Source organism: Vibrio sp. 10N.239.312.C11 (assembly GCF_041466065.1).
Classification (GTDB): domain Bacteria; phylum Pseudomonadota; class Gammaproteobacteria; order Enterobacterales; family Vibrionaceae; genus Vibrio; species Vibrio tasmaniensis_A.
Genome location: NZ_JBFSRZ010000040.1, coordinates 21663 through 44168 on the forward strand (window position 1 = coordinate 21663; position 22506 = coordinate 44168).

General features: G+C 45.1%; 16 protein-coding genes. 12 read left to right on the plus strand and 4 right to left on the minus strand.

Translation table 11 applies throughout. The annotated features are described in order from the left end of the window. Positions 1-75: 75 nt before the first annotated feature. Together AB6D07_RS16265 and AB6D07_RS16270 are read right to left on the minus strand one after the other, a co-directional pair. Positions 76-2094 (minus strand): alkaline phosphatase D family protein, encoded by a 2019-nt coding sequence (locus AB6D07_RS16265; RefSeq protein WP_017102685.1) that lies wholly within the window; start codon positions 2092-2094, stop codon positions 76-78. 24 nt (positions 2095-2118) lie between these two features. Then, positions 2119-2604: a hypothetical protein gene (locus AB6D07_RS16270; protein ID WP_017102686.1), complete on the minus strand. Its 486-nt coding sequence runs from the start codon at positions 2602-2604 to the stop codon at positions 2119-2121. A gap of 81 nt (positions 2605-2685) precedes the next feature. Between AB6D07_RS16270 and AB6D07_RS16275 the strand changes: the two genes are divergently transcribed. From AB6D07_RS16275 to AB6D07_RS16285, 3 genes are all read left to right on the plus strand, one after another. Then, a complete protein-coding gene (locus tag AB6D07_RS16275; RefSeq protein WP_372092013.1) occupies positions 2686-3999 on the plus strand; it encodes a MipA/OmpV family protein in 1314 nt (437 codons plus the stop codon). Positions 4000-4226: 227 nt separating this feature from the next. Continuing rightward, positions 4227-8309, plus strand: coding sequence for an ATP-dependent RNA helicase HrpA (gene hrpA / locus AB6D07_RS16280; RefSeq protein ID WP_017102688.1), 4083 nt, complete (start codon positions 4227-4229; stop codon positions 8307-8309). Positions 8310-8452: 143 nt separating this feature from the next. Continuing rightward, on the plus strand, positions 8453-8947 hold the full coding sequence (locus AB6D07_RS16285; protein ID WP_009847008.1) for an outer membrane beta-barrel protein: 495 nt from the start codon (positions 8453-8455) through the stop codon (positions 8945-8947). A gap of 175 nt (positions 8948-9122) precedes the next feature. Here the strand turns inward: AB6D07_RS16285 and AB6D07_RS16290 are convergent, their stop codons facing one another. After that, on the minus strand, positions 9123-9899 hold the full coding sequence (locus tag AB6D07_RS16290) for a hypothetical protein (protein ID WP_009847007.1): 777 nt from the start codon (positions 9897-9899) through the stop codon (positions 9123-9125). Further along, on the minus strand, positions 9820-10581 hold the full coding sequence (locus AB6D07_RS16295; protein WP_017102689.1) for a hypothetical protein: 762 nt from the start codon (positions 10579-10581) through the stop codon (positions 9820-9822). The genes AB6D07_RS16290 and AB6D07_RS16295 overlap by 80 nt, the downstream gene beginning before the upstream one ends. A 207-nt stretch (positions 10582-10788) precedes the next feature. Here AB6D07_RS16295 and AB6D07_RS16300 point away from each other — a divergent pair, with 207 nt between their 5' ends. From AB6D07_RS16300 to AB6D07_RS16340, 9 genes are all read left to right on the plus strand, one after another. After that, a complete protein-coding gene (locus AB6D07_RS16300) occupies positions 10789-10989 on the plus strand; it encodes a hypothetical protein (RefSeq protein WP_139137586.1) in 201 nt (66 codons plus the stop codon). Positions 10990-11212: 223 nt separating this feature from the next. Further along, positions 11213-11998 carry a TetR/AcrR family transcriptional regulator gene (locus tag AB6D07_RS16305; protein WP_009847004.1) on the plus strand — a complete coding sequence of 262 codons (786 nt, stop codon included), beginning with the start codon at positions 11213-11215 and terminating at the stop codon, positions 11996-11998. Positions 11999-12118: 120 nt separating this feature from the next. Next, positions 12119-14698: an RND family transporter gene (locus tag AB6D07_RS16310; RefSeq protein ID WP_029222867.1), complete on the plus strand. Its 2580-nt coding sequence runs from the start codon at positions 12119-12121 to the stop codon at positions 14696-14698. Between the two features lie 44 nt (positions 14699-14742). Then, entirely contained in the window at positions 14743-15534 is a 792-nt protein-coding gene (locus tag AB6D07_RS16315) for an outer membrane lipoprotein-sorting protein (RefSeq protein WP_017102692.1), read from the plus strand. Between the two features lie 9 nt (positions 15535-15543). After that, positions 15544-16776: a hypothetical protein gene (locus tag AB6D07_RS16320; protein WP_017102693.1), complete on the plus strand. Its 1233-nt coding sequence runs from the start codon at positions 15544-15546 to the stop codon at positions 16774-16776. A 408-nt stretch (positions 16777-17184) separates the two neighbouring features. Next, entirely contained in the window at positions 17185-18168 is a 984-nt protein-coding gene (gene pheS / locus AB6D07_RS16325; RefSeq protein WP_004734764.1) for a phenylalanine--tRNA ligase subunit alpha, read from the plus strand. A gap of 18 nt (positions 18169-18186) precedes the next feature. Continuing rightward, positions 18187-20592, plus strand: a complete 2406-nt coding sequence (gene pheT, locus AB6D07_RS16330) for a phenylalanine--tRNA ligase subunit beta (RefSeq protein ID WP_017102694.1) — start codon at positions 18187-18189, stop codon at positions 20590-20592. Positions 20593-20955: 363 nt separating this feature from the next. Then, complete coding sequence (locus AB6D07_RS16335) at positions 20956-21954, plus strand: ComEC/Rec2 family competence protein (RefSeq protein WP_017102695.1); 999 nt, start codon at positions 20956-20958, stop codon at positions 21952-21954. Further along, positions 21944-22483 (plus strand): hypothetical protein, encoded by a 540-nt coding sequence (locus tag AB6D07_RS16340; protein WP_372140732.1) that lies wholly within the window; start codon positions 21944-21946, stop codon positions 22481-22483. Before AB6D07_RS16335 ends, AB6D07_RS16340 begins: the two co-directional genes overlap by 11 nt. Positions 22484-22506 lie beyond the last annotated feature (23 nt).

Here is a 22506-nt window from a genome sequence, read left to right on the forward strand (position 1 = left end):
GGCCTACGGAGTGTGATCGCAAGCGTCTTTACTTAAAACTGACATTACGAAGAGGTCAGCAATAAGGAACACGCCCTAGTAAGGTTCAGGAAAGCGGGTGGTTTTACCGTCACCACTAAGTGTTGTGATCGACTGTGGTTTACCATCCTCATCTAGCCTTAATTCACCAATCGCACTTCGGTTTGAAAGGCGATAGAAGGTTTGATTGTCTGGGCTCCGCTTCTCGATCTTTAAGCGCTTTCGCTTGGTGAAATAGTTCAGAATCGAGCGCGGGCTATACAATAGTCTGTCCCACACATCACAGAATTTAAGCAGCGGCGCTGGGAATTGATTTTTAATGCCACTACAGGTGATTTGATAAATGTTCGGGCTATTTCGGCGGTATCTAAGCTTGATATCGTAAGCAAAGGAGTAGTGAACATCGCCCGAAAGCACCACGAAATTGGTCGGTGTTTTGGTATGGGTAAAGATACTGATCAGCGTATTGGCACTGCCCGGATGTGCCATCCAGTTTTCAGCGTCAATCACCAATGGCTTACCAATTGTTGTCGCCATTTTTTGTAGTGTTTCAATGAACTTAACGCCGAACATTGGCGCAGCAGAAACAATCACGACTTTATCTTGATGCATCAATTGATGTTGAAATTCAATCAAGGCCTCCCAGTCCATCAAACCTGAAGGTTTATTCATACGAGATTCCGAACGCCAGCGACGGGTTCGGGTATCCAACACAATGACTTTGGGTGAAGTATCTATTGTGTAATGCCACTCCTCAAAGCGACTCAACATCTCAATGAAGGCTCGATGCTTGTTTGGCTCGATGTCGCTAACAGAGTGAGTAGTCGCGGCATCGCCGGTTTCACTGTTCGTTTGTTCAACGTCATGCGTTTGTTTAAGAACGCGCGGTTGATCGACAAAAAGCTGTTTTGCTTGCTCGATGAATGTCTCGTCGAAGCTCTCCGGTTTATTACCCCAGCCCTGACACATCCAGTAAGCCGCAAGGCCGTTACCAATGACTTGAGTTGCGAACTGGTTTTGGTCTACGGCATGTTCCCAACCCACGGTAAGGTTCCAATCATCGGTCACATCGTGATCATCAAAGATCATGTACGTAGGGATATGTGCGAACAGACGTTGTACTTGCGGTAAGCCAGCAATGAAATCATCCATGATGACGCTTTCATCACGCCACTGTTGCTGCTCAGTCGGTGTTAATTGGCGTCCACCTTGAGTGAAGTTATTCTCAATTAAGCGCTCTCGATTGACACACTGCCACAGTGTCGGCGACCAAACTAACAGGTACATCGCGATAAACTCAGACAGCGTGACCAAGTGGTTTTCACAATCGGTAGAGCTAAAAATCGGTACGCCACGATTCGGGAAGAACTTATCGAGCATGGATTCTGAAGTGGTGTGGTGTGGCAAGTACTGATCACGTTGATATAAGTGATATTCGCTCTCAAATAAGGCGTCACTGCTGTTGATTCGGTTAACTTGCGAGTCAGTCGGTAAGCTCTCTCCCACTAGGCCAAGCAATTGAATCACTTGCTGAATAGCATCAAGTGTTGGGCCTGCCACATGGTCAGCGTAGATCTGATCGCCGCTCATCATCAGCATATCGGGTCTTTCAGCGACGGTTTGATCGGCAATCTTGTTATCTGCTGCGACTAGGCTGTCTTTGCTTGGATGATGTGGATTACGGCAAGAGCCATGAAGAATGTAATCAGCCGAGGTCGATATCTTAAACTCAACGCGAGATTTACCGTTGTAAACAAGGTGAGGGGCAAGCTCTTTTAATGAGCCTGACTCTGTGTGAACGTCATACTCTAGAGGTGTATTCGTCGGGAACTCGCCTTGTAAGCGGATGAGCGTTACCCACGCATGTGTACCGATTTGAATCGAATCATGATCTTCAAGCGATGAGGTATAAAACGGTTGGTCTGGCTCTACGTCAGAATTACGGGTATACAGTTCGGCTCTGCCTGTCAGAGGCGAGCTGGTGGCTAACCAAAGTACGACTTCAGTTGCAGTCGTTTTTCTTAAAATGGGTCCGGCGAGTAACAGGGGAAGAGATGATGTCGTAGAGGGTTTCAATACGGTACCTAAAATCGTTGGTGGCTAGTCGTCGTGGTGTTGTTTTGTTTCGAGCTTGTTCGTTTCAGGCTCTGTTATGTCAGGCGCGATCATTTCAGACTCAGCTGTTTCAGAACCATCTGCTTCAAGAACTTCGATAACTTCCGAGCTAGAAAGTTCATGGCCCATTAGAAATATTGCCAATAGGGCATCGGCTTTGGTCTTAGTATCGGATGTGTCGTCTAACACTTGCTCTAGTTTTTCACGAATCATAGCAATTTCGTGTTCAACAAAACCACGGCCTTCTTCATCCCCTTGATTGTCTTCAGGGGCATTATCGAACTCAAGAAATAGCATGTCGCCGTCTAGGTTGGTATTCACCAAACGCTCGGGCAACCATGCCTCACCAATAACAATATCCGGATCGGAATCTTTGGGTAAGTGATCTATAATGTTTTGTAATTCGGAGACTTTCACAATGCTTTCATTTAACCGAGAATATTCTACATTGTAACGGTCAATGCCGCTCAAACCTAAAATTAGTTAGCCGTTATGGCTAATAAATGTCTATTCAGTAACACAAAATTTATTACAAAGAGTAATTACATAAGAATGAAGCTCAAATATTTACCGACTCTCGCTTCGTCGGGCGTTGTTTTCGTCAGTAGCGTTTTCCTAAGTACGAATGCGTGGGCCGCTGAAGAGCAAGAGTGGGGCATCGCTGCAATGTTTCGTACGGCAAGTATTCCTTACGACACATCAGGTGGCGACCAAACGGTTAGCTCTTTTGTTCCAATGCTATTTTTCAAGAACGACTATGTGTTCATTGATGGAACTGAGATGGGTGCTTACCTTTATCAACCCGATGACGAGAAATGGTCTCTTAATGCTATCTCTCGCATGCGCTTTATTGATATCCCAGCATCTGAGCAGAATGAAATTGAAGGTGATACGGCGGACTTTGGTGCTCAACTGACTTACCAACTTGATGGGCCTTGGTCTGTCGAAACGGAGTTAATGAGCGACAGTGAATTCAATTTTCACGGTAACTTACGTGCGAAAGCCAAGTATGAAACCGGAGACTGGGAGTTCACTCCGCGTGCGACACTGCGCTATAAAAGTGCGGATTTCAACAGCGAGTATTACTCAGCAGCCAATGAAACCATCGGCGCAGGTGTGGACCTGAATGTCGGTGTAGAAGCGCGTTACCATGTGGTTTCGAACTTATACTTATTGGGTTCAACCAGTGTGACTCGACTGGATGACAACGCTTACGATTCGTCGATTGTCGAAGACCGTTATCAAGGCGAACTTTACCTTGGTTTTGGCTTTTTCAATGATAAAACCAAAGCGCCAAAACCTAAGCTGAGCAATGCGCTGTATTTACGTGTTGCACACGGCTGGGCGACGCCATCGAATATTGGCGACATCATGAAATTCAACAGGGAGAAAGACGAATACAACAACCAGTTGACCTCCTTCTTCTATGGCCACCCGTTAACCGATGAGATCTTCGGTTTCCCATTGGACATCTACTTAACACCGGGTATCGCGCATCACTGGAATTCAGATGTTCAGTCAAGCAGCACTGAATACATTGTCGCTATCAAAGCGTATTACACTTTCGACTGGCCGACACAATGGCGTGTTGGTGTGGCAGAAGGTATGTCTTACATCGATTCGCTGACTTACATCGAAGCGAAAGAGATGAAAGAGAAAGGTTATAACGGGAGCCATTTGCTTAATTACCTCGACTTTTCGGTCGATGTAAACGTAGGTGACTTAATGAGTAAGAATGACCTGAACAACTTATGGTTCGGCTATTCGTTGCATCACCGCTCTGCTATTTTTGAAAACGCCTCTCAGTTTGGTCGAATCAAAGGCGGCAGTAACTACAACACGGTTTATCTACAGTACGAGTTTTAAGCACGGTTTTTAGCAGGCAGTTTATAACAGGTGTTTTTAGCGTTTAGTTTTTAACTGTGATTTTTGAAACATTCGGTTTGCGTTCGTCACGCTTCCATCGCTTTTACTAACGTGAGAGTGACTAATCAGCCTGATAGCAAAAGGTTTTCCCTTTGTTGTCAGGCTTTTTTGTTTGAGACTTGTGATATAATCGCGCGAGTTTAATAAGTACAACAATAGGACACGCTTTGACTTCGTCTCCGGAAAAAGCAGATAACAACAAGAATGCAGCACAGCCAAGTTCTTCACAGAGCAAAGCGAAATCAAATAAGCCTGCATCGAACCGACCTGCTAAACAATTAAATGCTGAACAATCAAATACCAAAAAAACTGAACAATCAGCGACAAAGACAAAATCATCTCAGAATAGCCCAGTATCTCTTCGTAAAGCGCTCCACGAATGTATGATGCGTGATCGCTTCCGTTTGAGTAAGCGAATTACTGGCGCGAGTAAAATCAAGAACGAACAATCTAAGCACGCTGTCTTCGATGAGATTGCGTTAGATATTGCCAAGTCAATGATGACGGCAACTCAGCGTGCTGCGCAGAAACCAACCATCGAATACCCAGAGATTCTCCCAGTAAGCCAAAAGCGCGATGATATTGCGAAAGCCATTGCTGAAAACCAAGTAGTTATCGTGGCGGGTGAAACAGGGTCGGGTAAAACTACTCAGTTACCCAAGATCTGTTCTGAGCTTGGCCGAGGTCGTTTTGGCCTAATTGGTCATACTCAGCCTCGTCGTCTTGCGGCGCGTTCGGTTGCAAACCGTATTGCGGAAGAGATGGAAACGCAGTTGGGTGAGTTCGTTGGTTACAAGGTTCGATTCAACGACCAAATTTCTGAAAACACCCAAATCAAATTGATGACCGACGGTATTCTACTGGCGGAAATTCAACACGACCGTTTCTTAAGCCAGTACGACACCATCATTATCGATGAAGCGCACGAACGTAGCCTGAACATCGACTTCATCATGGGTTACTTGAGAGAGCTTCTACCAAAGCGCCCAGACTTGAAAGTGATTATCACGTCGGCGACTATCGATCCTGAGCGTTTCTCGAAGCACTTTAACAACGCGCCGATCATTGAAGTGTCAGGCCGTACTTACCCAGTAGATACGCGTTACCGCCCACTAGGTGGTGATGACAGTGATTCAGACCGCGATCAAATCGAAGGTATCTTTGAAGCCGTTGATGAGCTGTGTGATGAAGGTCAAGGCGATATCTTGATCTTCATGAACGGTGAGCGTGAGATTCGCGATACTGCCGACTCTTTAAGTAAACGTAACTTGCGTGATACCGAAATTGTTCCGCTTTATGCACGTCTATCGGCGGGTGAACAGAACCGTATCTTCCAGTCTCATACTGGTCGACGCATTGTTCTGGCGACCAACGTGGCAGAGACTTCATTAACGGTTCCGGGCATCAAGTATGTCATCGACCCGGGTACGGCGCGCATTAGCCGTTACAGCTACCGTACTAAAGTACAACGCCTACCGATTGAGCCAGTGTCTCAAGCGAGTGCTAACCAGCGTAAAGGTCGTTGTGGTCGTGTTGCGGAAGGTATCTGTATTCGTCTGTACTCTGAGGAAGATTTTGAATCACGCCCAGAGTTTACTGACCCTGAGATCCTTCGTACTAACCTAGCATCGGTTATCCTTCAGATGACAGCGCTGGGCCTAGGCGACATTCAAGCATTCCCATTTGTTGAAGCGCCAGATAAGCGCAATATTCAAGATGGTGTAAGGCTGCTTGAAGAGTTGGGTGCGATTGCGACAGTCGAACCGTCTGCGAATAAAAATAAGAACCATGGCGATGACAAGAAGAAGCTAACCGCGATTGGTCGTAAGCTCGCTAAGCTACCTATCGATCCACGTTTAGCACGTATGGTGATTGAAGCGCCAAGCAACCGCTGTTTACATGAAGTGATGGTGATTGCCTCTGCATTGTCAATTCAAGATCCGCGTGAGCGTCCATCAGACAAGCAACAATCGTCTGACGATAAGCACAAGCGCTTCTTCGATAAAGAGTCAGATTTCATCACGTTTGTGAACCTTTGGGATTACGTTAAGCAGCAACAAAAAGAGCTGTCGAGTAACCAGTTCCGCAAACAGTGTAAGCAAGATTACCTGAACTATTTACGTATCCGTGAATGGCAAGATGTGTATTTCCAAATTCACCAAGCGATGCGTGAATTAGATACCAAGCTGAATACAGAGCCGGGCAGCTACGATGGCATCCACATGTCATTACTATCAGGTCTGCTTTCACACATCGGTATGAAAGACCAAGAGAAGAATGAATATCAAGGTGCTCGTAACGCACGCTTCCATATCTTCCCAGCGTCTGGCCTATTTAAGAAACAGCCTAAGTGGATCATGTCTGCTGAGCTTGTGGAGACCTCAAAACTTTGGGGCCGTGTTATCGCCAAAATTCAGCCTGAATGGATTGAGCCATTAGCGAAACACTTGATTAAGCGTAGCTACAGCGAACCACATTGGTCGAAGAAGCAAGCGGCAGTAATGGCACACGAAAAAGTGATGCTTTACGGAATCCCAATCATTCCAAAACGCTTAGTAAACTACGGTGCGATTGACGCAACCGTCAGCCGTGAGTTGTTTGTACGTAGCGCACTTGTTGAAGGTGAGTGGGAAACCAAACATGCCTTCTTCAAACAAAACCGTAAGCTTCTACAAGAAGTGGAAGAGCTAGAACATAAATCGCGTCGTCGTGACATCTTGATCGACGATGATGAACTGTTCGACTTTTATGACCAACGTGTTGGTGAAGAGGCGGTTTCAGGACGTCACTTCGACACATGGTGGAAGAAGACCAGCCAGAAAACACCGGAACTGCTTAACTTTGAAAAGTCGATGCTGTTCCGAGGCGATGCTAGCCACGTTACTGATTTGGATTACCCGAACTTCTGGCATCAAAATGGTATCAAGCTGAAGCTGAGCTACCAATTTGAGCCGGGCGATGACAACGATGGTGTAACGGTACATATCCCGCTGCCTATCTTGAACCAAATCGACCAGAACGGTTTTGATTGGCAGATCCCAGGCCTACGTCAGGAACTGGTGATTAGCCTGATTAAGTCGTTACCAAAAACGCTACGCCGTAACTTTGTGCCTGCGCCAAACTATGCCGATGCGTTCTTGGCTCGAGTAACGCCACTTGAAGCTCCACTATTGGATTCCCTTGAGAAAGAGTTGCGCCGCATGACAGGTGTGGAAGTGGTACGTGATGACTGGAAGTTAGACCAGATTCCAGAGCACTTAAAGGTAACATTCCGTGCTGTGGATCATCGCAAGCGCAAACTGAAAGAGCAGAAAGACCTGCATGAGTTGAAAGAGAGCCTGAAAGACAAGGTTCAAGAAACACTTTCTAAAGTGGCAGACGATGACATCGAGCAGCAAAACCTGCATACGTGGAGCTTTGGTGAGTTACCAAAAGTCTACCAGCAGAAACGTGGTGGCTATGATGTTAAAGCCTTCCCAGCACTGGTGGACACCAAAGACAGCGTAGAGATCAAATTGTTCGAAACAGAACAAGAGCAGATCACTGCAATGAAATCGGGTCAGCGTCGTTTAATTCTGTTGAACGTACCATCGCCGATCAAATACTTGCACTCGAATTTACCGAACAAATCTAAGCTCGGTTTGTACTTCAACCCATACGGACAGGTGCTCGATCTTATCGATGACTGTATCGCTTGTGGTATTGATAAGCTGATTGAGCAGAAGGGCGGCATAGTTTGGGAGCCAGAGCAGTTTGAAGCTCTAAAAGAACACGTACGTGCAGAGTTAGATGACACAGTTGTTGAGATTGCTCAACAGGTTGAAACCATCTTAACCACGGCATTCGCCATCAGTAAGAAGCTGAAAGGGCGTGTCGATCTTTCAATGGCATTTGCGCTTTCAGACATTAAAGCTCAAATAGAAGGTTTGATTTTTAAGGGGTTTGCCACAGAATGCGGCTGGAAACGCTTGCCGGATATTCTACGCTATATGAAAGCGATAGAGCGCCGAATGGAAAAACTGCCGATTGACCCGAATAAAGATCGCCTTCATATGATCAAAGTGGACTCTGTAATGAATGATTACAAAGAGCTGCTGAATAAAATTCCAAAAGGGATCGCGGTTCCAGAAAATGTAAAAGAGGTGCGTTGGATGATAGAAGAGCTTCGTGTAAGCTTCTTCGCACAGCAACTCGGTACACCTTACCCAGTATCAGATAAGCGTGTTAAAAACGCGATTGATGCTTGCTAAACGAATAAAGCTAGACGCAGTGGCAAGGTTTGGGTATAAATCTTGCTTATTGCATTACTAATTGAATAGTTATTACATACAGGGCGACTTGGTGGCAATTCATTACCACGCAAGGCCTGCCAACAGGACGAAAAAGGTCGAATATGAAAAAAACGTTATTGGCTCTAGCACTGCTAGGTGCATCTTCAACAGCGATGGCTGATTCTTGGTTGTACGGCGGCGCAATGGGCGGTCAAAATTCATTAGGTAATCAAGAAGAGACAGCGATGGGTATCCACGTGGGTACGGGCATCCTTCCATTTATTGGTGTTGAAGCGGGTTACTGGGATCTAGGTTCTTTCGACAGTGTTAAATACGGCAACCAAACACTGACTAAACTAGACGCAAGCACAACTTACCTAGCAATCAAACCAAGCATCGACTTTGGTCCTCTTCACGTATACGCGAAGGGTGGTCTTCACTCTTACGAGCTTAAAGCGAACGGCTTCAAGCAAGACGAAGTTGATATCATGTACGGTGTAGGCGCAGAATACTTCATCTTTGGCCCACTATCTGTAGGCGCTAGCTACCAAAACTTCAACATGAAAGATGACGACTCAGGCGTTTTCTCTCTAAACGCAACTATCCACCTACTGTAATTAATCAGTAAGGCGATCGTAAATAGCGGTCGGATAATTGTTTGATGGGTTAATAAAACTCATAAAAAATGCCAGCTTGATAGCTGGCATTTTTGTATCTATTGACCGGGTAATCTTGACGGTATTTTTTGACCGTAGACCGTAGACCGTAGACCGTAGACCGTAGACAAGACGGCTACTTTTTACTGTTTAGAATTTTCTGAATTCTTGGGTTAATCGCTTTGCCGTGTTGGCTTTCGTACTCTTCACGTTTTAAATCGTTCAGGTTCTTTACGGAGTTAGCAGCAAGAAGGAACTGCGGTAATTCAGTTTCTAGCATGCCTTTCTCATCTAAACGTTTTGCTTCCAAATAGTACTTCTTAAACAGGCCATCAAGCTTGTTTTCAGCGGTGCGTTTCAAGTCGTACAGCTTGTTTTGGATAAGCCATTTTTCTATGTTGTTAACAGCTGTGCGTGACAACACGCGAATGCGGCTATCAAGCAGCTCTTCTTCTGTTAATGAATCCTTTAGAATCCAAAGCTCACCCATTTGCGGCGGCCAACTGTTGCCTAGTTGAATACGTTCATGACAGTGCATTAGCACGCGATTAAGGCCGTCTGAGTCTACAGAGTGCGCAAACTCAAGAAACTTTCCGCTTGGCTCACTACCGTATTGGTATTCCCACTGAGTTTCGTACACGCTCAAGAAAGAACCGAAAACATGGATACACCAATCGGTCAGCTCCAACTCTGCGGGATCTTGGTCAACAACAGGCACTTGTTGAGACGAACCCGTGCTAGCAGCATTGGGTGTCGCTACTTCAGTGCTCTGTGCTTCAATAACCTCAGGTACTACAGAGCCTGTAGAGTCAGGAACAACAGGTGAAGCGGGCTCAGAAGGTTGGCTTTTTGCCTTTTTGAATGAGCTGCTGCCTGAAGCGTTCAGATGGGCTAAGCTTTTGTCGATACCCATTTCCTTGAGCTTGTCCTGCATTTCCTGAATATTGAGAGGTCTTCTGCTGTTGTTGTCTTTCATTTTGCTTCTCGTTAACTAGCCAGTACTGCAGCTTGGATTCAATCCGAGATAGTGGCATTAATTCATTGGCTTTGGCTTTATACCAGAGGACAAATTTCTTCCATACTAAACTATGGTCACCGGTCAAACCGGAGAATTTAAACGCACGTTCTGCCCATGATGGTATCTCTTCTTCGTTGAGATCATGAGTAGATACGGTGTTGCTGTTCATTGAGCCTCGGCCTTGTGGGCGAGGGGCATGCTGCATGTGTTGCATCGGTGCCGGAGCAGGCTGAAACTTAGGTGCAGGTGCCGTAGAGTAGACAGGAATACTGTTGGTCGGTTGAACCTCAACGTGCGCCGTAGCTTGCTCTTGCTCAATGAGCATTTTGAAAACGTGAATCTCTTTTTGATCTCGATAATCTACTTTTATCTTATCGAGAAAACCTTGGTCGACTAAACACTTAAGGCAGTCGGCTAAACCAAACGTAGAGAGAGCACAAAGTTGACCTGCTGTTTGTAAGCACACATTGGTGTAGCCGAATTCGTCAGCACCGTCTGCAAGCATCAATAAAACAAGCTTTTCTGCTGGGCTAGAAGTATTCACTTGCCAAGCTAAATAAGAATATTTGGCGCTCAATATCGTGTTCTCAAAAAAGGTAAGTCGTTGTCACTATTGTAAGTCACCCCTTACCTAATTTATAGCAACTTAGTAGAAAACGGCATTAGTAAGCCAAATATTAACCATAAGGAGAGGTCTGCACCAAAAAGTGAACCTGAACTCACTCATTCTCGTGGTTTACGTACCCCTCCATTCGGCTCGAATAGCTGACAGTCCTAAACCATCATGCTCTATTTAGATGAAGACAGCGTAATGGGCTTGTATTGGTTTCGCCAAACTAAGGCGCTTCTTCCTGTGTTGGTTAGTGATGTTGCGTTGGTTAGTGATGTTGCGTTGGTTAGTGATGCTGTGTCGGTTATTGATCTTATGTTGGTTACTGATGCTATGCCAGTTAATGACGGCAGGCTGGTGAGTAACGCGATGTGATTATTGATGGTTTTCTCATCTATTCATAAAGTGAATTTAATTTTATGAAACACCTTGATATGATCAATATTTGCGCTATTATGACGATAAGTCAGAAATGACGAAGCGTCACAAAATGGTTAACTACATGAATTTACTATTCGTGTTAATATATTGGATAGGAGCGTTTTAAATACTGGCGAAGCTTAGATGATAGCTAAGCTCAAATACGGACTGAGAAATTATGTTTGGCTTTGGTTGTAAAGGCGATAAACAAGGTATCTTTGGTTGCAAAGGCGTGTTGTCTAAAAAGCAGCAGTCTATAGCAGACCGAGAAGTAGAATTGATGTTGTTAGCAAAAGATCTGGTTCGAGAACAAGGGTTCGGAAACCTCACGATGGATAGGCTAACGGCAGCAAGTTCTTATTCTAAAGGTACGATATACAATCACTTTTGCAGCAAAGAAGACGTGGTTTTAGCCTTGTGTATTCACTCTTTAAAGACCGAGGCATTGATGTTTGCTCGTTCTGGAGAGTTTGAAGGCAACACACGTGAAAAGATTGTCGCACTGCACGTTGCTTACCGAATCTATGCTCGCATGGAACCGGTACTATCAACCTGTGCGATCATGGCGAAAAGCCCGTGGGTACTAGAGAAAGCGTCTAGTGCACGTGTAACCGAGATGAATGAACTGGAAGAGTTGGTGATTGAACAAGCCGATTCAATGGTAAACCGAGCAGTAGAAGCCGGTGACCTTAAGTTCTCTTCTGGTGTGGGTTCAGATGCCATCGTGTTTGCTAACTGGTCAATCGCATTTGGTTCAAATGCCTTGTCACAGAACGCATCAAACAGTCATTGTATCAAGCGGTTACAAGACCCGTATTCAGTATTACATAACGCGAACATGCTACTAGACGGCCTAAATTGGCAGCCCCTTTCTAGCGATTGGGATTACCGCAAAACTTGGCGCCGTGTAGAACAAGAACTGTTCAGTGAAGAAGTCGCTTACCTAGAGTCAGTAGGTCGATAATCTTCCATTAAGCCCACTCGTGTGGGTTTATTAATAACCATTAGTGACGATTCGTCATAAACTTAAGTTTGCCTAGTGTGGTTTTGGTTTTCTTGAGTATATGACTAAGAATTGTGTCTTTTGTCAGCTCCGGCTGGCTTTTTAAGACACAACTATGACGAATCGTCACAAATGGAGACTGTGATGGAACATGACAGCCAGAAGCCCAATTTAGCCAATAGCTCTGATTTAATGAGTAACCCTGATTCAACTAGTAACCTCGATTTAACTAAAAAACCCGATTTAGAGAATCATTCATTCAACTCAGGTCAACAGGCTCATAATCTAGATAACAGTTTGCACTCAATACCGACTAAGCGTTCGTTTATCGTTCTGCTGGTGGTTTTTTCAATCATCATGCTCTCTGCTTTTGGGGCGAAGAACCTCTACTTTAGAGGGGACTACAACATCTTCTTCGAAGGCACCAACAAGCAGTTGATGGCGTTCGATGAGATTCAAACCACCTTTGCAAAAACCGACAACCTTGCGATTGTTGTTGCACCTGAAGATGGCAATGTCTTCACCCCAGAAACCCTCACATTAATTCAAAACCTCACGGTTGACGCGTGGCAGATCCCGTACTCAAGCCGTGTCGATTCGCTGGCCAATTATCAGCATACCGAAGCCGTTGAAGATGACTTGTTAGTTGAAGACTTGTTGTACGAAGAATACGAGCACACACCAGAGCGAATCGCCAAAGTTAAACAGATCGCCCTCAACGAACCACTGCTTAAGAATGCCTTGGTATCGGCCTCTGGTGACGTGACCATTGTTAACGTTACCGTGCAATTGCCTGAAGTGGATAAAACCGCCGAAGTGCAAGAAGTGATCGCGGCCATCAATACTATGATCGCCAAGTACCAAGCCGATTACCCGAGCGTCGAATTCCATAAAGCGGGCATCATTGCCATGAACAACGCGTTTATGATGTCGGCTCAAGAAGACAGCTCGACGCTCGTGCCGTTAATGCTGTTGGTGGTATTGGTGTTCCTGACCTTTATGTTGCGCTCGTTCTTTAGCGTGGTGGCTACCTTAGTTGTGATTATCTCTTCGATTGTCGCGACCATGGGTTTGTCTGGCTGGGCAGGGATGTTCCTCAGCACCGCGACGGTTAACGTTCCAACCTTGGTATTAACCCTTGCAGTTGCCGATTGTGTTCACGTGATTGTGACCATGAGACAAGCCATGCAACGCGGAATGGAGAAAGCACAAGCTATTCAATACAGCATCAAGCTCAATGCTATGCCGATTCTGATCACCTCAGTGACCACCGCGATTGGCTTCTTGATGATGAACATGTCGGATTCTCCCGTATTGCGAGACTTCGGTAACTTGTCGGCATTGGGCGTGATCATCGCGTGTTTCCTATCTGTGACTATGCTGCCTGCGCTATTAAAACTCTTGCCAGTGAAAACTCTGCCAACAAATGAAGCCGCGGTAAGCAAAGTCACTTTTATGGATAAGCTCGGTGATTTTGTCGTAACCAACCGTAAAGCACTGTTACCTATTTCTACTCTAGTAATCGTTGGCGCTGCGGCGTTAATTCCGTTGAACAAAGTGAATGATGAATCGGTGAAGTATTTCGATACCTCAAGCGAATTCAGACAAGCTGCGGACTTCATGGAAGAGACAGTAAGCGGCATGACGACCATCAGCATTGCGGTCAAAACCAATGAATCTCAAGCGATTGCTGATCCTGTGTTTTTGCAAGCGATTGGTGACTTTACCGATTGGCTACGTGTTCAACCTGAAACCGACCATGTCGCCACGCTTTCCGATGTTTACATGCGTTTGAATAAGAACATGCACGGCGATGATGACAGCTATTACCAATTGCCACTTAACCGTGAACTTGCCGCACAATACCTACTGCTTTACGAGATGTCTCTGCCGTACGGCTTGGACTTGAACAACCAGATCAACGTCGATAAATCGTCGATCAAAATGGTACTCACGGTCGACAACCTCGGCAGCGTGGAATTGGTGGAACTCGAAGAACGCATCTACTCATGGTTTGCCGCTAATGCGCCGCAATATGAAGTAGTCGCATCCAGTCCATCTCTGATGTTTGCTCATATTGGCGAAACCAACATGGCGAGCATGTTATCAACTTTGCCTATCACCTTAGTGCTTATCTCTGGCTTGATGATCTTTGCATTGCGCTCAGTTCGCTTAGGCATGATTAGCCTAGTACCAAACATTGCCCCGGCGATTATTGGCTTTGGTTTATGGGCGCTCATCTCCGGTGAAATCAACCTTGGCCTGTCGGTCGTGGTCACGCTCACGTTGGGTATCGTTGTCGATGATGCGGTGCACTTCTTGAGTAAATACCAACGAGCACGATTAGAAGGGAAATCAGCGGAGGAAGCCGTTCGTTACGCGTTCCACACAGTTGGCCGCGCACTGTGGATCACGACTGTCGTGCTTGTGGCTGGTTTCTCTGTACTGGCGATGTCGAGCTTCAGACTCAATTCCGACATGGGCTTACTCAGCGCGATTGTGATTTTCATTGCGCTGGTAGTCGACTTCATCTTGCTACCGAGCTTACTGATGATCTTCGACAAACAGACTCACTATTCAGATAAACCTCAGCACGAACCACAATCACCTAAATCAGCGCAAGCTAACCCAACTGGCGAACTGTCTGCTTCAACCAAATAAGGAATCGTCAGCCTGCTGCGGTGGGCTGACTCAAGGAGAAATTTATGAAAAGCGTTAAACGAACATTCGTTACTACATTATTCACACTGAGCACGTTGGCAGCTTTCCCAGCATTAGCAGACCCAGCGAAAGGCTTAGAGATTGCCGAGCAACGCAAAGCCGTCGATATGGGGTGGGGCGATTCTGTTGCGACCATGGAAATGCTACTTCGCAACAAACAAGGCGAAAGCAGCTCGCGCCTAATGCGATTGAAGTCATTAGAAGTCGATGACGATGGTGACAAAGGACTGACTATTTTTGATGAGCCACGTGACGTAAAAGGCACGGCTTTCTTAAACCATTCACACATCTCTAAATCGGATGACCAATGGTTGTATTTACCTGCTCTGAAACGTGTAAAACGCATCTCTTCACGCAACAAATCGGGCCCGTTTATGGGCAGTGAATTTGCTTACGAAGACTTAAGCTCGTTTGAGTTAGAAAAGTACACCTTCAACTACATTGAAGACGCCAAAATTGAAGGTGTTGATACCTTTGTTTTAGAGCAAGTACCGACCGATAAAAACTCTGGCTACACCATGCAGAAAGTATGGCTAGACCAACAATATTACCGCCCCGTTCAAGTGGAGTTTTACGACCGTAAAGGCGCATTGTTGAAAACCCTCTCGTTCCAAGACTACAAACAATACCTAAACCAATACTGGCGCGCACACACCATGTCGATGCAAAACCATCAAACAGGCAAAAGCACCGTTTTAACCACGACAGATTTAGCGTTCCAAACCGGTCTTAAGGACAAAGATTTCCAGAAAAACACATTGAAACGTGCAAAGTAAGGCAAGAATATGAAAAGGATTGTGTTAACAGGAACGCAGTTATCTTTAACCTTGGCAGCGACCGTTGGACTCATGCAGGTGTCGTTGCCATGTGTGGCGGCTGGAATTAGCTCTGAGTTCGTAGAACAGATCACCCCACAGCTCGCAGGGCAGATTAACCTCGAACACAGGCAGTTCTTTAGTGACGGTTTGCAAGGGCAAGATAAAGGACAAAGCTCACTGGTGTTGCAACCAGAGTTTTACTGGGAGCAAGAGGAGGGCAACGGCAGCTTTACCTTCACGCCGTTTTACCGCCTAGACAGCGAAGACGATGAGCGAACCCATGGCGACGTTCGTGAAGCTCTGTATCTCAATTATTGGGACGATTACGAATTGCGAGCCGGTGTCGGCAAGGTGTTTTGGGGTGTAACCGAATCGGCGCACTTGGTGGATGTGGTAAACCAAACCGATGCCATTGAATCGGTCGATGGTGAATCGAAATTGGGTCAGCCTATGGTGCACTTTACCTCAATCAAAGGCTGGGGAACCATCGACGCCATGTTACTGCCGTATTTTCGTGAGCGTACCTTTGCAGGGGAAGACGGACGCTTAAGGCCAACAGTACCCGTTTCGGACGATGCACTTTACGAATCTTCAAGAGAAGAAAAGCACGTTGATGTAGCACTGCGCTATAGCCAAATGTACGGTGACTGGGATGTCGGTTTAAGCTACTTAGGCGGCACAAATCGCGACCCTTATTATCGTGTTGAAGGTAATGAGCTCAAGCCGTATTACGCACAAATGCAGCATTTTGGACTCGATGTGCAGGGTATTATCGGTGATTGGTTATGGAAGCTGGAAAGCATTTATCGCGACAGCTACGACAACCACACTGGCGTGGCGACAGGCTTTGAATACACATGGGTTGGGGCGCTTGAATCGTATTGGGACATTGGCTTCATTGCTGAATACCTGTATGACAGCCGAGGTAACAATGCCCAAACCATCGGCCAAAACGATGTATTCTTTGGAGCGCGTTTCGCCTTGAATGATGAAGACGGCACCGAAGTGCTTACAGGCATCACTCAAGACTTGGACAACAGCGATGTCTACAGCGCGAAGCTCGAAGCATCAAGCCGAATCAACAACAATCTCAAGTGGCGATTAAACGCTTGGTTGTTTGAGAACGAAACCCCAGAAGACTTGTTGTTCTTCGCTCGCAAAGATGATTTTGTCGAAGTTGTGTTGGAATATTACTTCTAAAGGCTCGATGTTTTAGCTCCCATTCTTTACGTTCAAATTAAGCTCTCTACGAATAAACCAAGGAGCGGTGGTCTTAAACCTCGCTCCTTGGTTTCTTATCTCAGTCTACCTACTTATCTCAGTTCCAGCCTTCCTATCCAAATCCTGTGAACATCACGCCTCAAACAAGGTTCTGTGAATGTAATCAAACTGTCTCACTTGGTGACGTTTTTGTATCGGTTTCTCTTTGATTTCATCGATTTCAATGAAATTCTGTTTTCTAACGTTAAATTTGCCGTGTTTTTAGTCAATAACTTGCTCTTTTAACGATTCAATTTGGCATTGGTTGCGTGTTTGATTACTATGTGTAGCTATCTAAAAAAACTAATCATCCGATACGGACACTACCAACTGGTAGATGAGGAAATGATGCAACATCTAGAAGAGATCATTGCTAATGCAACGACTGCTATTGATACAGCAGATTCGTTAGTCGCACTTGATGAAGTGCGAGTTCAGTATTTAGGTAAGAAGGGTGAATTAACTCTTCAACTACAAAGCCTAGGTAAACTTCCACCTGAAGAGCGTCGCACTGCTGGTCAAGAGATCAACAAAGCGAAAGGTGCTGTTCAACAAGCGATCGCAGCTCGTAAAGACGCACTACAACGTGCAGAGCTTGAAGCGAAACTAGCTGAAGAAACTATCGATGTGAGCCTACCAGGTCGTCGCATTGAGAACGGTGGTCTTCACCCAGTTACTCGCACAGTTGAGCGTATCGAACAGTTCTTTGGTGAGCTTGGCTTTAGCACTGAGTCTGGCCCTGAGATCGAAGATGCATTCCACAACTTTGATGCACTAAACATCGCAGACGATCACCCAGCTCGTACTGATCACGATACTTTCTTCTTCAACCCTGATCTAATGCTACGTACGCACACTTCTGGTGTTCAAATCCGTACGATGGAAAACGGCAAACCGCCATTCCGCTTCATTGCTCCGGGTCGTGTTTACCGTAACGACTACGATCAAACTCACACGCCAATGTTCCACCAAGTGGAAGGTATGTTAGTTGATGAGAACGTAAACTTCGCACAACTTAAAGGCATTCTTAACGATTTCCTTTGTAACTTCTTTGAAGAAGAAGTTGAAGTGCGTTTCCGTCCTTCATTCTTCCCGTTCACAGAGCCTTCAGCTGAAGTTGACGTGAAACGTAAAGATGGCAAATGGCTAGAAGTTCTAGGCTGTGGCATGGTTCACCCTAACGTACTTCGCTCTGTTGGCATCGACCCTGAGAAATACTCTGGTTTTGCATTCGGTATGGGTGTAGAGCGTCTAACGATGCTTCGTTACGGCGTAAATGACCTTCGTGCGTTCTTCGAGAACGACCTTCGTTTCCTTAAACAATTCAAGTAATCCGGGGCAGTCAAAACTATGAAATTCAGTGAATCTTGGCTACGCGAGTGGGTTAAACCTGCAATTAACAGCGAAGAGCTAGCTCACCAAATCACTATGGCTGGTTTGGAAGTTGACGATGTAGAACCTGTTGCTGGTGAATTCACCGGCGTTAAAGTAGGTAAAGTGGTTGAGTGCGGTCAGCACCCAGACGCAGACAAACTACAAGTTACAAAAATTGATATCGGCGCTGTTGATGCAGACGGTAATAAAGAGCTTTTAGACATCGTATGTGGTGCACCTAACTGTCGTCTTGGCCTAACTGTAGCAGTAGCAACAGTTGGCGCAGTACTTCCTGGTGACTTCAAAATCAAGAAAGCAAAACTACGTGGCGTTCCATCGCACGGCATGCTTTGTTCTTTCTCTGAGCTAGGTATCGACGTAGAGTCTGACGGCATCCTTGAGCTGCCTGAAGGCACAACGCTAGGTATGGACGTACGTGAGCTTCTTGAGCTTAACGACGTAACTATCGACGTAGACCTAACAGCAAACCGCGCAGACTGCTTCAGCATCCGTGGCCTTGCTCGTGAAGTTGGCGTACTAAACCGCGCAGACGTTACAGAGCCAGCAGTTGAAGCTGTTGCAACAAGTATTGAAGACACAGTATCTGTTGAAATCAAAGCAACTGATGCTTGTCCACGTTACCTTGGCCGTGTGGTTAAGAACGTAAACGTGAAAGCGGAATCGCCAATCTGGATGCAAGAAAAACTGCGTCGTTGTGGTATCCGTTCAATCGACCCAGTTGTAGACATCACAAACTACGTGATGCTAGAGCAAGGCCAACCAATGCACGCATTTGATCTAGCTAAGATCGAAGGCGGTATCGTGGTTCGTCTAGCAGAGCAGGGCGAAAAACTAACACTTCTAGATGGCAACGAAGCTGAACTAAACAGCAACACACTTGTTATCGCTGACCACAACAAAGCACTAGCAATCGCTGGTATCTTTGGCGGTCAAGATTCAGGTGTTACTACTGAAACAACTGACGTTCTTCTTGAAGCTGCATTCTTCGCACCGGATCACATCCGTGGTCGCGCACGTGCTTACGGCCTTCACACTGATTCTTCTCTACGTTTCGAACGTGGTGTTGATTCAACACTTCAAGCAGCAGCAATGGAGCGTGCAACACAGCTTCTAGTTGAAATCTGCGGTGGTGAAATTGCGCCAGTAAACGGCAGCGAATCTGAAGCTGATCTTCCTAAAGCAAACGTAGTTGCTCTACGTCGCGCTAAGCTAGACAGCCTACTAGGTCACGAAATCCCATCTACAGACGTAGTGGAAATTCTTACTCGCCTAGGTTGTAACGTTGAAACGACAGAAGCTGGTTGGACGGCAACGTCTCCATCTTGGCGTTTTGATATCGCAATCGAGCAAGACCTAATTGAAGAAGTAGGTCGTATCTACGGTTACGATAACATTCCAAACCAAGCGCCTAAAGCGGCACTTAAAATGAATGACCACAAAGAAGCTAACCAACCGCTTAAGCGCGTTCGTGACCTTCTTGTAGACCGTGGCTACCACGAAGCAATCACATACAGCTTCGTAGAACCAGAACAGCAAAAACTTGTTGTACCTGGTGTTGAGCCGCTAATCCTGCCATTCCCAATCTCTGCGGACATGTCAGCAATGCGTCTTGGCCTAATCCAAGGTCTTCTAAACACAGTTGTTCACAACCAGAAGCGTCAACAGTCTCGCGTTCGTCTATTCGAATCAGGCCTACGTTTCATCCCTGAAGCAACTGCTGAAAACGGCATGCGCCAAGAAATGATGCTTGCGGGCGTTATCTCTGGTACTCGTGGCGAAGAGCACTGGGACATTGCAACTAACACTGTAGATTTCTTCGATCTTAAAGGTGACCTAGAAGCCGTTCTTGAGCTCTCAGCAAACGAAATCGCATACAGCTTCAAAGCAGCGAAGCACCCAGCACTTCACCCAGGTCAAACTGCGGCTATCGTAGTAGACGGCAAAGAAGTGGGTATCATTGGTACTGTTCACCCAGAACTAGAGCGTAAGTTTGGTCTTAACGGCCGCACTATCGTATTCGAAATCGAATGGGCAGCTATCAACACTCGCGTGCTTCCAGAAGCAGTAGCCGTATCTAAGTTCCCTGCAAACCGTCGTGATATCGCAGTTGTTGTTGACGAAGCAGTCGCTTCTGGCGACATCGTAGAAGCGTGTATCGCAGCGGGTGGCGAATTCCTAACAGGCGCTAAACTGTTCGACGTATACGTTGGTCAAGGCGTTGAAGAAGGTAAGAAGAGCCTAGCAATCGCACTTAGCCTACAGTCTGTAGAGCGCACACTAGAAGATGCAGACATCGCTGGTTCAGTAGATGCTATCGTAGCTTCAATCTCAGAGAAATTCGGCGCAGCACTTCGCGACTAATCTCTTCTGATAGATAGAAAATCAAAGGCCTCGCATTGCGAGGCCTTTTTTGTTTGGGGTCAGACTTAGTAGAGCGCTTGTAGGTAACTGACCAGATAAGATTTAGGGATGTATAGGGATAAATTGTTTTAAGACCGATGTCACTATCGTAAGAATTACAATAAACTGAGGGTAACAGTCTGATAACAAAGAAACTAAGCTCTCACTTAATAAGATTTCCACATGTCATTATGCGATGGTTATCATATAATGTTTCAATAAATGTAAGAGATCAATTATCTCAAACTTTTGAGTGAACATGAGCTAAGGATGCTAAGGCTTCTTACTTGAATATCATACCTTGCCGAAGATTGAATACTGAAAATGTCTAACACCATATCCCTCTATGCTCTGGATGCCGAAAATGGCGATTGTCTTTTACTTGTCAACCATAGTACCAATTACACGATTTTAATTGATTCTGGCCCCAAATCGTCAAGAATTAGTGAAAAACTGGCTAAGACGATAAAGACACTCATATTTGATGGAGAAGTAGACCTAGCAATCGTTACCCATAATGATGACGACCATATTGGTGGATTTAAGAGCTTTTTAAATGAAGGAATTATAGTAAAGCAGTTTATTTTTAATCATCACGATTATATCGAAAAAATTCTGCACCAACCTCGTGACATTAAAGTATCGTTAAGTCAAGATATTGAACTAAGCAATATCGTCAATAATAAAATTATTCCTCTTGAATTGTCCGAAGACGGTTACTTTATGGGGAAAATATTCGATGAATTTAAAATTGATTTTAGATCTCCAAACAGAGATAAACTCGAAAGATACGCAACTTGGCTTCAAAAAGAGAAAAAGAAGCAGCGGAATATCAAGATAGCTCGAAATAGAACAACGTTGTCTATAGATGAGCAACGAGAGCATGCGAAGGATGATAGCTGTTTTGTTGAAGATAAGAGAGAACCTAATGGATCGAGTTTGGCTTTAGATATCACTTTTTATGGTTATCGAGTTCTACTTTTAGGCGATGCACATCCTACGACAGTTATACAAAGCTACGGAACGGATGGTACAGATCAAATAAGATATGACCTTGTTAAGCTTTCACATCATGGTAGTGATAAAAACACAAATAACGCTCTTCTAAATATGTTTAATTGTGAGAATTTTTTAATATGCTCAAATGCTGATAATAATCATAACCACCCTTCACCAACGACAATATTTAGAGTGTTAGCCAATAATGATTCTAAAATTTTCATTACTAAAAATAGTTCTAAGGTTGAAGATTTAGAGACTAGAGTGGGAGTTTATTTTAATAAACCAGTCACAAACTATTTGGAATTCAATTATGAATTTTAAAGAAAGCACAATAGAGCTAGAAATAAACTTACAAGGTAAGGTTATTTCTAACAGTAGCGCGTTGCTATTTGGTAATGAGGACGGGGAGTTTCTTCTCTCAAGTAAGCATTCTTTTTGTGTCAATTATGATCAATGTATCGAAAAAAAATGTAACACTTGTATTGCTCCCACTGATTTAGCTTCAATAAAGTCAAGTTCAATTGATCTATCAGTAATTGAGTTGAATCAATCAGTTACAAAAGATGTTGCCATTGCGCGAATATCTAACAATGCTAACAATGCTAAGGTAAAGCTTCAAAAATTTTCGAAACTGGACAACGAGTACCAAGCATGGAAGGGAGGGACCAAAGATAGGTTGATTCTTAATACTCCAGCTCAAGCAGGAAGTCATGTCCAACTTAATATTCACTCGAACATAAACTCTCATGGAGAAGCAAAAAACTTTGAAGTGTCAGGTTTTTCCGGAAGTCCTGTCTTCATTGATCGCCATGGTGAGGAAGGGCTTTGTTGCGTAATTCAATGGAACTAAATCAAGAACCTACGATCTGATCA

What these genes read in the sequence shown, in the direction of transcription:
- AB6D07_RS16275 (WP_372092013.1), top strand. Translation starts at nt 2,686, where the DNA reads ATGAAGCTCAAATATTTACCGACTCTCGCTTCGTCGGGCGTTGTTTTC.
- AB6D07_RS16285 (WP_009847008.1), top strand. Translation starts at nt 8,453, where the DNA reads ATGAAAAAAACGTTATTGGCTCTAGCACTGCTAGGTGCATCTTCAACA.
- AB6D07_RS16290 (WP_009847007.1), bottom strand. Translation starts at nt 9,899, where the DNA reads ATGGGTATCGACAAAAGCTTAGCCCATCTGAACGCTTCAGGCAGCAGC.
- AB6D07_RS16300 (WP_139137586.1), top strand. Translation starts at nt 10,789, where the DNA reads ATGCTCTATTTAGATGAAGACAGCGTAATGGGCTTGTATTGGTTTCGC.
- AB6D07_RS16305 (WP_009847004.1), top strand. Translation starts at nt 11,213, where the DNA reads ATGTTTGGCTTTGGTTGTAAAGGCGATAAACAAGGTATCTTTGGTTGC.
- AB6D07_RS16315 (WP_017102692.1), top strand. Translation starts at nt 14,743, where the DNA reads ATGAAAAGCGTTAAACGAACATTCGTTACTACATTATTCACACTGAGC.
- AB6D07_RS16320 (WP_017102693.1), top strand. Translation starts at nt 15,544, where the DNA reads ATGAAAAGGATTGTGTTAACAGGAACGCAGTTATCTTTAACCTTGGCA.
- pheS (WP_004734764.1), top strand. Translation starts at nt 17,185, where the DNA reads ATGCAACATCTAGAAGAGATCATTGCTAATGCAACGACTGCTATTGAT.
- pheT (WP_017102694.1), top strand. Translation starts at nt 18,187, where the DNA reads ATGAAATTCAGTGAATCTTGGCTACGCGAGTGGGTTAAACCTGCAATT.
- AB6D07_RS16335 (WP_017102695.1), top strand. Translation starts at nt 20,956, where the DNA reads ATGTCTAACACCATATCCCTCTATGCTCTGGATGCCGAAAATGGCGAT.
- AB6D07_RS16340 (WP_372140732.1), top strand. Translation starts at nt 21,944, where the DNA reads ATGAATTTTAAAGAAAGCACAATAGAGCTAGAAATAAACTTACAAGGT.